9 protein-coding genes and 1 pseudogene are annotated in these 12883 nt (G+C 51.1%); 4 read left to right on the top strand and 6 right to left on the bottom strand.

The features are described 5' to 3' along the window. Nucleotides 1-3 precede the first annotated feature (3 nt). The 6 genes and pseudogenes from BSZ32_RS04120 to BSZ32_RS04100 form a co-directional block, all read right to left on the bottom strand. The gene (locus tag BSZ32_RS04120) at nucleotides 4-420 is read right to left on the bottom strand and encodes a type II secretion system protein (protein WP_129589584.1); all 417 of its coding nucleotides are present in this window, start codon (nucleotides 418-420) and stop codon (nucleotides 4-6) included. 92 nt (nucleotides 421-512) lie between these two features. After that, nucleotides 513-1523, bottom strand: coding sequence for a UDP-glucose 4-epimerase GalE (gene galE, locus BSZ32_RS04115; protein WP_105042253.1), 1011 nt, complete (start codon nucleotides 1521-1523; stop codon nucleotides 513-515). Nucleotides 1524-1587: 64 nt separating this feature from the next. After that, nucleotides 1588-2877 carry a threonine synthase gene (gene thrC / locus BSZ32_RS04110; RefSeq protein ID WP_105042252.1) on the bottom strand — a complete coding sequence of 430 codons (1290 nt, stop codon included), beginning with the start codon at nucleotides 2875-2877 and terminating at the stop codon, nucleotides 1588-1590. 27 nt (nucleotides 2878-2904) lie between these two features. Beyond that, entirely contained in the window at nucleotides 2905-3870 is a 966-nt protein-coding gene (locus tag BSZ32_RS04105) for a homoserine kinase (RefSeq protein WP_240610561.1), read from the bottom strand. A 103-nt stretch (nucleotides 3871-3973) separates the two neighbouring features. Next, nucleotides 3974-4135, bottom strand: a pseudogene (locus BSZ32_RS20285) (septal ring lytic transglycosylase RlpA family protein); the annotation flags it as partial. A gap of 45 nt (nucleotides 4136-4180) precedes the next feature. Beyond that, on the bottom strand, nucleotides 4181-4414 hold the full coding sequence (locus BSZ32_RS04100) for a hypothetical protein (RefSeq protein ID WP_129589583.1): 234 nt from the start codon (nucleotides 4412-4414) through the stop codon (nucleotides 4181-4183). A gap of 774 nt (nucleotides 4415-5188) precedes the next feature. On the opposite strand from BSZ32_RS04100, the gene BSZ32_RS04090 reads away from it, so the two are divergent. The 4 genes from BSZ32_RS04090 to BSZ32_RS04075 all read left to right on the top strand — a co-directional run bounded on the left by BSZ32_RS04090 (nucleotide 5189) and on the right by BSZ32_RS04075 (nucleotide 12870). After that, nucleotides 5189-6952 (top strand): tetratricopeptide repeat protein, encoded by a 1764-nt coding sequence (locus BSZ32_RS04090; RefSeq protein ID WP_165788636.1) that lies wholly within the window; start codon nucleotides 5189-5191, stop codon nucleotides 6950-6952. 202 nt (nucleotides 6953-7154) lie between these two features. Then, nucleotides 7155-8918, top strand: a complete 1764-nt coding sequence (locus BSZ32_RS04085; protein ID WP_206018716.1) for a tetratricopeptide repeat protein — start codon at nucleotides 7155-7157, stop codon at nucleotides 8916-8918. Then, on the top strand, nucleotides 8828-9490 hold the full coding sequence (locus BSZ32_RS04080; RefSeq protein WP_129589582.1) for a tetratricopeptide repeat protein: 663 nt from the start codon (nucleotides 8828-8830) through the stop codon (nucleotides 9488-9490). Before BSZ32_RS04085 ends, BSZ32_RS04080 begins: the two co-directional genes overlap by 91 nt. A 68-nt stretch (nucleotides 9491-9558) precedes the next feature. After that, nucleotides 9559-12870, top strand: a complete 3312-nt coding sequence (locus tag BSZ32_RS04075; RefSeq protein ID WP_105042246.1) for a hypothetical protein — start codon at nucleotides 9559-9561, stop codon at nucleotides 12868-12870. Nucleotides 12871-12883: the final 13 nt, after the last annotated feature.

Here is a 12883-nt window from a genome sequence, read left to right as displayed (position 1 = left end):
GATTTACCAGCCTGACAAGTTTGCTGAGGTGTGCGCCTGTGATGGATCCTTTGAACCATTTAAGGCATTATACTCGGCGCATGTGGCAAATGCGACCCCAGAGCTTGGGATTTCTTCAAGAAGGTTGTAGTCACCACCGCCTAGTGGGCAAAAAACTTTTACCCTATAAGGTTTGTCTTCACCATAGAAATCAGAAGAGGATATGCTATCACCATTGGCTAGGCTGTTGAGGTTTTGATATGTACGGACAGCCTTTTGAAATTGGCTGATCTGGGTAATACAAGATGACTTGTCGGCGGCTTCTTTGTAGTACTTTGCGCTTATAAAGAGGGCTGAGATTAGGCTGAGAAGCATCGAAATAACTACAGCGAGCTCTATTAGAGTGGCGCCACGTGGGCGTGAATGTGTATGCGGGGTCATGGGTTTCGGGGGATAAGAACTTATACCCCACCGAGAAGTGGATTTCAACTAGAAAATCCTTTGTTGTCTAACCGTGAGCGAGTTAACTGGTCTTACTTGTAGCCTTTTGGGTTCGATGACTGCCACTTCCAAGCAGATTCGACCATGGGTTTGAGGCCTAGTTCAGCTTTCCAGCCTAGTTCAGCTTCTGCTTTCATCGGGTTTCCAGTGACTTCAGCGATGTCACCATTGCGGCGAGGGCCGACTTCATAGGCAATTGTGTGGCCACAAGCGTCTTCAAAAGCTTTGATCATCTCGAGGACTGAATAGCCTCTTCCAGTTCCGATGTTGTAGATGTGTACTCCCTTACTAACTGCGAGCTTCTCGATAGACTTGGCGTGAGCCTTTGCTAGGTCGACAACGTGAATGTAGTCGCGTACACCTGTGCCATCTGGGGTGTCCCAGTCGTCACCGAAGACGACGACTTTTTCTCTAACACCAGCAGCAACTTGGCTAACGAATGGTAGGAGGTTGTTTGGGTAGGATGGGTCTTCACCTATGCGACCAGATTCGTGGGCACCAACTGGGTTGAAGTAGCGTAGGATTGCGATGTCCCAGTCATCTGCGTGGGCGGTATCGATAAGGATTTGCTCCATCATGGCCTTGGTGTGGCCGTACGGGTTGGTCGCTTGTACGGGCGTGCTTTCAGTGACTGGATTTGTTTCTGGGTCACCGTAAACTGTAGCAGACGAGCTAAAGACGATCTTTTTTACCCCATGATTCTTCATGGCCTGATAGAGGTTTAGTGAGCCAGTGATGTTATTAGAGTAATAAGCGAGGGGGTTTTTGACTGAGTCGCCGACAGCTTTGAGTGCTGCAAAGTGGATGACTGAGTCGATGTTTTTCTCCTCAATAAAAACTTTATCGAGAGCTTCGCTATCCATGAGGTCGACTTCATAGAACTTTACTTTGCGGCTGCTCAGTTCTTCGACGCGCTTCATTGACTCGGCGCATGAATTGGAAAAGTTGTCGACCAAGACGACTTCGAAATCTGCTTTAAGTAGTTCGATGTTGGTGTGAGAGGCGATGTAGCCAGCACCACCGGTGATAAGTATTTTTTTCATGCTTTTTGAGAATCAAGTTTGAGTGAGTGGAGCTGATTGCTGCTGTTGAAGTCAGTTTTAACAATTATAGAAACTGCTTAATTTCTTTTGGATCGTTACTGATCTGGTGGGCCACTTTGGGAAGCTTGGCCAAGCAGGCGAGTCGTTCGGGTATTTCGATCGAGCCTTTGCCTAGTTCTTCTTCCATTGTGGGGAGGAACTTTGACGGGTGCGCGGTTTCTAAGATGATAGTTTCATCGTCTGGTGAGGCTTGGTGCCAAATCTCAGCAGCGAGGATGCCAACAGCTCCATGTGGATCAACTGTGTAGCCAGTTTGCTCTTTTACTCTTCTGATTGCTTCACGAGTTTCGTCGTCGTCAAAAGCGAGTCCTGAGATATTTTCACGCATAGCTTCCCAATTGTCGCCAAACAGGTCTTTCATACGAGCGAAGTTAGAGGGAGCGCCCACGTCCATTGCATTTGAGATGGTGGGTGTGGATGGTAATGGTTCGTAGTTACCGTCAGCTAGGTAGCGAGGAATAGTGTCGTTGATGTTTGTCGCTGCAATCCAGTGACGAATAGGCAGGCCTAGGCTCTGAGCTAGCAGGCCAGCAGTGAGGTTGCCAAAGTTACCACTTGGAATCACAAACACCGGTTCTTTGCCTTCTTCTAGCTGGCGCGCAGCATTGAAGAAGTAAAATGCCTGTGGGATGAGCCGTGCAATGTTGATTGAGTTGGCGCTTGTGAGGTTGTGTTTCTCCATCAACTCACGGTCGAGAAAATTGGCCTTCACCATTGCCTGACAGTCGTCAAAGCTGCCATCCACCTCGAGGGCTGTAATGTTGCCGCCTAGGGTGGTGAGTTGCTTTTCTTGGAGCTCGGATACTCCGCCTTTAGGGTAAAGAATGATCACGCGGGTGCCTTCGATATTATGGAAGGCTGATGCTACTGCTCCACCAGTGTCACCCGATGTGGCGACGAGTACTGTGAGTAGGTTGTCGTCACCCTCTGTGAGATAGGACATGACGCGAGCCATGAAGCGGGCGCCAAAGTCTTTGAATGCCAATGTCGGGCCGTGGAACAGCTCAAGCACATGCGTATGAGGAGCGATGGTTACCACGGGGGCGTCAAAGTTGATTGACTCGTTGACTATCTCGCGCAGCTTGTCTGCAGGAATGCTGTCACCAAGGATTTGCTTTGCCACGTGGAATCCTAGTTCAGTAAGAGACATGTCACGCCAATTTTCCCAGAAGCTATCTGGCAATGGTGTGATGGATTCAGGCATGTAGAGGCCGTTGTCCGCCGGGAGTGAGCGGATGACGGATTCTTTGAAATCGACTCGGAGGTCCTTATTGTTGGTTGAGTAAAACTGCATAACGCGGCGAAATTTTAGATTTTATTGCTAGTTGTTGACGACGTGGACGCCTTGTTGGTTGATGCGTGACACGTGGATCTGATTGGTCAGATTATTGTCGTTAAATACGTTTGCGATGGCTGATGCCACTTTTTGTGCGTTTTTTTCACCTTCACACAGAGCGAAGACACTTGGCCCCGCTCCTGAGATGGAGAATCCTAGCGCACCATGCGATAGTGCTTCTTGTTTTGCTTTGTAGAACTCAGGGATGAGCTTCTGGCGAAATGGTTCAGCAATCACATCATGCAAAGATCTACCGATGAGGCTATAGTCTTCCTCGTAGAGGCCACAGATGAACCCGCCTAGATTACCCATCTGCTGGGTCGCTGTGCTGATTGAGATCTCTGCTGGCAGGATCTCGCGAGCTACTTTGGTGAGAATTTCGATGTCTGGGTGCACTACGGCAGCCCAGAGGTTTTCTGGGACTGGCAGTTCAGATATGTCGAGTTCTTGGTTTGAGCGGATGACGATGATGCCACCGAGGAGTGATGGGCCGACATTATCAGCGTGGTATGCACCGTCGGCGCTCGCTTCACCGGTCATGGCAAATGGCAGAAGTTGCTTTTTAGTGAGAGGTTCGCCGAGTAGGACATTGACTGCGTACACGCCAGCTACGGCAGAGGCTGCAGAGGAGCCAAGGCCTGAACCGAATGGCATCTTCTTGTGGATTTCCATTTCAATACCGACATCCGATTTCCCTAGATGGCGCAGGAGATCCTGGGCTGAGACTCCAGCGGTATTCCCCTCGACAGTCTTGGGTAGTTTTCCGCCGTCTCCGGTGATCGCGGTGATTCGGAGACCTGGCTTATCGGAATATCTCACGACTACTTCATCACCTGGTTCATCGATGGCGAAGCCTAGGACGTCGTATCCGCTGGCAACATTAGCAACAGTTGCTGGCGCAAATACGCGGATTTCTTTTGGCTCTTGTTCTCCCATAGTGGAGAGGCTCATAGCAGGGATTTAGGCGCTAGTATAGTACGATTTCATTCATTTGTCTTCGGTGAATAAGTGCGCATTTCACATAACTTCGGGGTTCTCTGCTGGTGGAGTTATTCTAGAAAGAGAGGAAGCGCTTCTTGCGTTCGGCTTTGCGTTTATGCCTTTTGTCACCAACGCTAAGAACTTCTACTTTGACCCGAGTTAAACCATCTTGATGGAAGTCTAGATTTTTCGCAGCGCGAGGTGTGACATCGATGATGCGTCCTGGGATAAAAGGGCCGCGATCGTTGAGTCACATTTCGGCGATAATTTTGGGAGGTCTTCAGGGTGTTTGACCTAAATTCTCGGCGGTTTGCAGACTCTCTATGTGCTTGTCGGTCATGTGGAATGCATCGTTCAAGAATTCTTCAGCCACATGGCCGGCGGCCCCTGTTAGATCCTGAATCATTTCCTCCCCAAGCCCCTTGATTACCTCAAGCGCTCCTGTGATCAGAAGACGAAAGAGTTTCCACACTAAACTGGCAAATGACATGCTGCGCAGCTTCCCTCGTTTCATCTGAAAGATGGCCATCAGCTCCAGATCTATTGCTGTATCAATGTTCTTTTTGATGCCAAACCAGCATCAGCAAGTAAATATAGAGCTGTGAACCCAGCTTCCATTGATTGCCGATCTCAGCATGCGTTGAAGCATCTCATTATTGTCCTCCGCCAGCGCACGTTTCATGCCTTTAGCGCTTGCACTACGCTTGTCTGCAAAGTCCTTTGTCGTGGGGTGCTTGATTTTTTTTGAGCTCCTATCTTGATGTATTGGCAGAGCTCGGAGCAAATACAATGAATGCTAGCAGATTTCAGAACGGGCCAGACAAACAAGGTGATGAGGATATAGGGGAGCTCAACGGCATCAGATCTGCGGCCCTTTGCCAGACACTTAAAAAGCAGAGCAACTAGATTGAAGCGTCTCATTCCCTCATGAAATTCGTTATCAGCTAGAGTATTCTGTTGGCAAAATGCGTCAGAAATTGGAGTGCAGGAAATCCGAGTGATTGTATGGCCATTTTGGTCGTGTGGAGGATTGTTAGTCTCGTGTTTTACCATATAAGCAGCATAGGCCACACGCCCATTTACTCACGTCAATCCTTGCGTTTTTGAGTGGTTTTTTATCGCCGGAATGTGAGTAATTACTACGATGCTGCGAATTTGCTTTATATTTCCGCAATTAGAAATCCTTATTCAAAGGAATTATGAAAGAAGGTTATTGTGGTCTCGTATCTTGACTGATATCTGTACCAGTCATATTTTGCATACCGCATCGATAAGACTTTTACACACTATGAGACAGAATAATTTCCAAAGAATTGGCAGTACTTGCCGGACAGCAGTGGCATGTTTGGCCTTAACTACTTTAAGTGTCTCGGTATGCTCAGCTAATCGGGCGGGTCAGGAAATCACCTACCCGCCAAAGGAATTTTCTAAATTAGATACCTTCGAGGGTTTGAATCTCGAGGATGCAGACAAACTTTATAAAAAGCGCGACTACAAAGGAGCCTACGCAGCCTACAAGGCCTATTCCTTCGAGTTCGTAAAGAGCAAGGCACTTCCCTATGTTCTGCTGCGGATGGGACGTTGTCTGCACATGATCGACAAACGTCACGCCGCGATCAAGGCCTACCAAGATGTCGTGGATTATTTCCCAGATGATGTCAGCTACGCTGCCGGAGCGCTCTTTTACATGGGCCAATGCCATCAGCAAAATGGTGACACCGCCAAGCAAAATGCGGTTTGGGCAAAAATGGTCAAGGATGACGACTATGTCGCCCAGCCAAACTCCGGCACAGCTCTCACATACCTCGGCGGAGCCATGCAAAAGCTCGGGAAATTCGAGGAAGCCGCAGAGTACCACTGGCGCACAGCGGTAGCATTTTCCAAAACGAATCATCAGGCAGCCGCTGCAGCCCGCAACGCGGTACTTGCCCATTACGTCACTCGCAGTCAAAATAACGACAAACTCCAGAAGTTCTACGTCGAGGCTGGTGGTTTTGATGGCCGTGGCCAAAAAACTGACAAGCCCAACGAAGACAATCGCTACTGGTCGACCGTCCTGAATACGTCCCTGAGAATGCCCGCAGGAGCGGAGTTGGAGAAAAAGGAGAAAGCCGCCCGCTACTGGAGCGCCAAAATGGGGGACCGATTTACCGATAACGATGACCTGCGCAAGCAATGGATTGATCTCCAGAATGTCTACGAAAAGGACAGCAAAAGCTGGCTCGCTGGGATGGAGAAACAATACAAACTCCAGCCAGCCACTCTCGCACGCGTGTTGAAATGGTCTGGCTATTACGGCGTCGACCCTAAAATGCGTTCGAATTTCTTTGCTAGTCAAAGTAAAGCATTTCTCGGTGGCTTGAAAAATCCTGAGAAAATGGCTCTCATGAATCAATTGAGGAGCTTGAGGATGAATGAGGAGTCAAGGACGGTCATGCGCTCGGTTAGTATTCAAGGTATGAATGATGAGGAAATTCTCAAACTCACCAACTTTGCGGCTCTTTACGAGCCAGAGGACTTCGTGCTGCGCTATTTTGCAAAAATGAAGGATAAGACCTTCGCTGCAAAATCTCGTTTCGATTACTACAATGCACGGACTCACCGCAACCGCCCGTTCATGGAGAAAGCTCTCCAAGAGATGCCAATTTTGCAAAAATCCCCAAAGTATGCCGGTCAGGCGCTCGGCATGTCTCAGGCCGTACTCCTTCAGGGGCTTGGTCGTTATGATGAGGCGATCAAAGCCTACCGTGTGGCAAATAAGCAACCTCAGTCAACATGGGGAGTCACCGACTGCATGGTCGCTCTCAAGCAGTACTCAGAAGCAGTCAAGACTGTCCAAGGGCTTGAGTCCGTCGGCGGTTCCACTGCTTCCAGCGCAAGTTTGAAAATTGCCGATATTTACCGTATCAGCGGCAACAAAGGCAAGGAAGTCCAACAACTTCGGATGGTTCTGCGGCGCTACCCAAAAAGTGGCGAGTCCAGTGAAGCGCACAACCGTCTCGAGCGCTACGGCGTGGCACTCACCGGAGGTGAAGCCGAGGCCGAGGAGTAAAATTAACCTGCCCATATATGGCTAGGGTGTGAAAGTGAATATGTAAAAAATGACTCGTTTACTCATCGATATCAACCTATGACACCGCAGCATCCAGTGGCGAAATGAGTAAAAGTACAATGGCTCCGATAAGCGAAATCGTTTGTAAGTTAGCTAAATTAAATAAAAAAACCACCAATCAAAAAATTTGATGAAATTTTATATGACAATGAAACGTTCTAGCTTCGTGAACATCAACTCAACACTGATCCTTCTGGCACTTTGCTTGGCTACGCCCGTAGCTTCCCAAGCACAGGGTAAAGACAAAGCAAAGAAGGACGCAGCTCCACGTTCCCGTGCCTCTTCGGATATCGACCGCCGCGCCAAGCACCTCTACGACAAGGCGATGGAGTTGATGGATTACAAGCAATACGAACGTGGCCTCGCCATGCTCAATACCGTTGTGCGCGACAATCAAGGCACCACACTCGCCCACATGGCTCACATGTCCATGGGTAAGCATTATCTAGGTCTCCATAAAAACAAAGAGGCGCTCAGTCACTTTCTCCTGCTCACCCGTCTACTCGCACCAGTACCAGGTGAGGAACAAGCTGAAACCAAGCAAGAACTCTACCACGAGGCTCTATTCCAAGCTGGATTTAGCCAATTCCAAGGTGGCCAGTATTCCGCGTGTTTCCCCTTGTTCCGCCGCCTCACCGAGGTCGCCGGTAAAACCAAGTGGGCCAACAAAGCCTACTACTACATCGGCATGAGCCACTACAATTTGAAAAACTGGAACAAGGCGATCGACTCGCTTTCTCTGGTTGGTACCGAAGTCGAGGACGCGGGTGAAGAACTCGGCCGAATCGAGATAGGTCAGCGCTTTTACGCCAAAATCGAAGACGCCGACGTGCCCGTCATGCGCAAGCTCGGTCAGCCGATTACCGCAACAATTGCCGTCAGCAGTGGCGATACCGAAATCATCACCGGCGTGCCCATTGCTGGCAAAAAACACGAAATGCTCGCATCTGCACCCACTGCCCTAGGCGATGCCAAACCTGGCGACGGAGTCCTGCAAATGATCGGTGGCGATACAATAACCGTGACTTACCTTGACGATAGCACGATGGACGGCAAAAAAGGCGTGCCACGCACCGGTAAGGTCCGCGCTGTGAGCACTGGAACTGTTGGTTTCTACCTCGGTGACTACTCCACCCCAGCCTACATCGCCTACCCAGGCCAACCGCAGGTGCTTATGCTTCGCGATGCCGACCTCGATAAAACACCCGGCGCAGAAAAAATCACACTCACCGTCACCTCCCGCTACAAAGTTGAAGCCCAGGCCAACGGAGAATCCGCTGACGCCATCGATATCTTCGCTCTCGAAGACGACGAAAAAGAGGTCTGGAAAGTACGCGACAGTATCTCGGTAACACTCGTAGAAACCGGCGACGGCCCAGAAATTCGCACCGGTAACTTTATTGGAAGAATCAAGCTGGCCCCGCTCGAAGAAGGAGTAGAGCCAATAATGGACGACGGGGTTCTCCACACCAACGAGCTAGACGAACTCCGTGTCACCTACACAGATGAAGTCCACCTCTACGGTGATGAACCACGTGAGAGCGAGGCGACCATCAAGGTTTCCGGTTCCGTGAACTCGGGTGTCTCAGCCGATCAGTACGTTGTGTTCGACGCCCTACTCAAAGCCCGTAAAAGCTCAGTCGAAGCCGAGGCCCTCACCGGTCTAGGTGGAATCTATAAGGACATGGGACTCGACCAACGCGCCGCACTGCGCGCTAAGGAAGCCCTCGCAAAAATCGACCAATCATCCTCAATAGAGCAAAACTTCCAGGTGATCTGGTCGAAAATTCCTTTAAACTCAAATGGGAAAGTGAATTGCTCAAGGCTGACTTTGAGTCCGCTACAGCCACATGTCTGGCATTTAACCGACTCTACCCAGAATCCGTCCTCGCTGACCAAGCGCTGATGACTCTAGGTCGCAGCCTCGCCGATAAAGGTGATTATGTGAAATCTGTCGAATCCTACAAACGTGTGCTCGAGCTCCAGAACCCGATTTCTGCAGCTGAGGCTCAGTACCGCATCGGTGAAGTCCTCCAGAAGCAAGCTGAGGAATCCATCAAGGCCGCCGACCAACATAACAGTAAATGGGGTGAAGGTGGACTTTCTGCCGCCAGTGCTTTGCAGAGAGCCATGGGTGGTGCCATCGCCGCTTACCGCAGGACTTACGAGACCTACCCTGAGAGCTCATTCGCCGCCGAATCACTCGGTCGCGTCGTTCGCCACCACGTCGATACGGAGAACTTCTCGATTGCTGCCGACCTGCTCGACAGCGTATTTAACGACTACCCAGACGCTGCTTTCCTCGATGAGATGCTCCTCCTCTGGTCGAATGTAGGTTACCGCATGGGCGATAACGAGATTGCTAAGGCAAAACTCCGCCAGCTAATCTCCGATTACCCATCGAGCAAACATATCACCGAAGCCCGCAGCAAACTCGCAGGCATCGAGGCGGAGTCCGCAAATTCCAGCGGCGAGTAATTACCTGTGATTGACCCAGCCAAGCCACCTCAAGGTTTTTATAATACTCTAATTAGATCATCATTCGAATGACAAAATCAACACACTCCACCCCCGGTAATGCCATCACCACCAGAACTGATAAAAGATCTTCTGGTAAGGGGGTTCGAATGTTTGGCGTCTCTCTGGGGCTTGTAGTTTTCGGCTCACTGGCTGTGCCAGCCACCGCCGCGACTTTCGACGAGCAACGCAAGGCTGTAACAGCATCCATCGAAACCCAATCTGAAAAGGCGATCATTTCCCTGCTGCAAGCTGGAATCAAGGAAGGAAAGCCCACCCAGGCCATTGCCGAAACCCAGAAATGGTTACGCCAAAACATGCCGAAAGATGGCATGCTGCTCTACTACGCCGGTCAAGCCGCAGAGCTCAGCGGCGATTGGAAAAATGGCACAGCACTCTACCAACAATACCTTAAAAAAGCTGACCTCAAATCCGCCACTGCCGATGATGCTGTCTATAGAGTTTACTCACTCCTGATCCACCGTCTCAAGGACGTCAGTGGTGCCTACGCTTTCGGCCGCAACGAGGGAAATCGTGTCATGGTCTGCCCGCGTGCGCGCCAGTTCGACTCCTGGTTCCTCGATGAAGCCGTCCGCCGCAAGGACTCCGCCGCCGTGGCCGCCCGACTGCACGCCGGCATCAAGGCCGGGCTTCCCTCCGACCTGTTACTCGTCCGCTACAGTAGCTATTTCAACTGGCTGCTAGAGAACCTCAGCAGCTACGTCGAGATGCCCGGGATTGCCCCTGTCACCGCAGAACTCGTCACCAACTGCAAACAACTTTCCAAAGTGATGAGTTTTAACCCGGAGATGGCACTGCGCATCGACTGGGCGGTATCGGTCAAAGCCTACAACCAGGCGAAGATTGCTGGCAAGGTGATTTTACCACCGCTCGCCGAAGCCAAGGCGCTGCTCTCGAAATACCCACACTACGCCCTCTGGGTACAAAACGGCTGGGGAGGCGGAGGCAATAGCCGACATTACCGAGGCGACATGGCGAAATACTGGGCCGATGACATTGACTCTAAAATGGCACCGATCATCGCCGCTGTTCCTAAACTCACCCCGATTCAACTCGCCGGTCTCATGCCGTCTTGGGGCAATCCCAATTATTATCACCATAAGGAGGCTACCCCGACTAAGGTCAATGCAGTGCAGGACTACATCAAGGCCAACCCGAAGCTAATGAACAGCCGGACGAGTCCTGTGTTGTTAGAAAAGCCATGGAGTCAACTCACATTCGAGCAGCTTCAACAACTCGTCCCGCACCTTGCGCAAAACTCCCGCCAGCAAGCCTCACTCATCCTCGCGGCGGTTGCTGCAGGCAAGGACAAGGATTTTGACAAAGCGCTAACGGCTATCGTGGGCCCTGAGGCATGGCGTCTTCCCCAGCACCATGACCAACGCAATGCTTCTATATACGGCCCCCTTAGCAAATATTGCGGTGCTAAGCCGACTGATGAGGAAAAAAAGAAATGGGCCGTAAAATGGGCGGCCCTTGGCGGTGGAATCTCCACCGTGGATGCCAAGAAGGAGGACCCAGCCGCTAAGCGTCTCTCCGTGTTCAGAAAATTCTGGGCAGACTACAAATCAGCACAACCTAAAATCCCTAGTGTCCACGAGCGACTCGTAAAAGTTCTAGCATTCACTCCAGAGGCCATTCCAGAATTACTCGCTGACCAGAGCGTCGCAGCTCAGCAACTTGCGCGCAACGCAATCGTCACCGGAATGTCTAGTACCGACCCAGTTTGGGCTGAAATCGAAACCACCAACAAGGTAAACGCCTCCAAGTACGCCCCCGGCATTCTCTTCCTCGCCCAGCGCCACACCCGCAGTGACAATGTACTCGAACTGAAAAAACGTTTCCCTAAAAAATGCGTGCCGCACCCACTCGAAGCCGCACTGCGCAAATCCGTCGCCGACGACTTGAAACGCAATAGTCTCGCATCATGGAAGGTCATGGCATGGATCAACATGCAGTACCCAGAGGACAATGTTGAACAGGTCAAACTGATCCAAGCTCTCGTCAAATCTCCATCATGGAAAACACTTTCCGGTGCCGTACATAGCGGTGCCCGTCAGTGGTTCAAAAAAGAACTCACTACTCCGGCTCAGCTAGCCGTCGTCGACTCATCCGATCCCTTAATCGTCTGCAAAGACCTATTGGCACTGCCTAAGAAGGCTGCCGTCGCACCCAAGAAGGGCGATACATCACCTGCCGCCGCCAAGGTCGATGTCGCAACCGCCGTCGCCGCTCTGACCAAGGCGATCGATGGTGCTAAGAAATCACCGGTTCGCTTCGAGATTAATGCCTCGGCTCAGATCTGTGCCCTCGATGCAGCCGTGTTATCCGACCCGAAAGTCTTCAGCCTGATCGTCGATCTCATCGAACTCAGAATCATACCCGCCGCCGGAGAAGCGAACCCCTTGATCCTGCTCACAACCATCCAGGAGAAACAGGACCCGGTCGTCATTCACAAAGTTGCTTACTTTTTATGGGACAGCATGCGGGTGATTCGTTACCAAGGTTACCTCCCACAAACACTCGCCTTTGCTAAATCTCTTGCAGACGAACAACCGTCCGCTGCCTACGCTATGGCGCTGACCGGGCAGGCGGTTTTTCCTCCGCAGCCAGTTAATAAAAAGCATAAAGTCGATCCCACACGTGACACCCGCGTACTCAAAACCCTCCGTAGCCAAGCAGCAATGAACATGGGCTTGATGGTGATCCCAGTGGCTAAAAATGATCCAACTTATCCGATCTACAAATCCCAAGGCGATTGGTTGACCGGAAATGAAGACTCCGCCTGGGAACTCTGCGATGAGAACTGGGAACATCTCATCCCCACGATCCGCGAACTCAACGTCAGCTACCTTAACTGGGCACTCCAACGCGTGATCTACAGCCGCGATGAAACCCGCCAGGAAGACCTCGTCAAGGCCCTCCTAGCCTGGTCCGCCGAGCCAACATCACCGCTCACTCCCGAAGAAAAAATTGGCCTCGAAATCGCTTACGGTGACATCGCCATGCAGCGCGGACAGCTCCGCGAAGCCCATCAGATTTATACCAAGACCCAGGAAAATAAAGCCTACGAAGGTGTCGTCGCCCGTTACCAGGCCACCCTGCGCAAAGCCGACGCCGAGCGTATTGGAAAAGACTTTGACTCAGCTCTAAAAACCCTCGGCCTACTAGAGCTCGAACGCATCCCAGAGATGTGGTCACCCGCCCGCTACGCCCGCGCCGTCGTCAACTACGACATGGAAGAATACGATGACGCAGCCGATGATATCGAGTCCATCCTTGCCCGCGAACCAAACCACGCGAAGCCAAAATCCTCTTAGGAAAAGTCCAACT

The sequence above is a fragment of the Rubritalea profundi genome (assembly GCF_002954445.1).
Classification (GTDB): domain Bacteria; phylum Verrucomicrobiota; class Verrucomicrobiia; order Verrucomicrobiales; family Akkermansiaceae; genus Rubritalea; species Rubritalea profundi.
Note: the sequence above shows the minus strand (reverse complement) of the source record. Positions and strands in the feature narration are given on the sequence as shown.

What these genes read in the sequence shown, in the direction of transcription:
- BSZ32_RS04085 (WP_206018716.1), top strand. Translation starts at nt 7,155, where the DNA reads ATGACAATGAAACGTTCTAGCTTCGTGAACATCAACTCAACACTGATC.
- galE (WP_105042253.1), bottom strand. Translation starts at nt 1,523, where the DNA reads ATGAAAAAAATACTTATCACCGGTGGTGCTGGCTACATCGCCTCTCAC.
- BSZ32_RS04090 (WP_165788636.1), top strand. Translation starts at nt 5,189, where the DNA reads ATGAGACAGAATAATTTCCAAAGAATTGGCAGTACTTGCCGGACAGCA.
- BSZ32_RS04105 (WP_240610561.1), bottom strand. Translation starts at nt 3,870, where the DNA reads ATGAGCCTCTCCACTATGGGAGAACAAGAGCCAAAAGAAATCCGCGTA.
- BSZ32_RS04100 (WP_129589583.1), bottom strand. Translation starts at nt 4,414, where the DNA reads ATGAAACGAGGGAAGCTGCGCAGCATGTCATTTGCCAGTTTAGTGTGG.
- BSZ32_RS04075 (WP_105042246.1), top strand. Translation starts at nt 9,559, where the DNA reads ATGACAAAATCAACACACTCCACCCCCGGTAATGCCATCACCACCAGA.
- BSZ32_RS04120 (WP_129589584.1), bottom strand. Translation starts at nt 420, where the DNA reads ATGACCCCGCATACACATTCACGCCCACGTGGCGCCACTCTAATAGAG.
- thrC (WP_105042252.1), bottom strand. Translation starts at nt 2,877, where the DNA reads ATGCAGTTTTACTCAACCAACAATAAGGACCTCCGAGTCGATTTCAAA.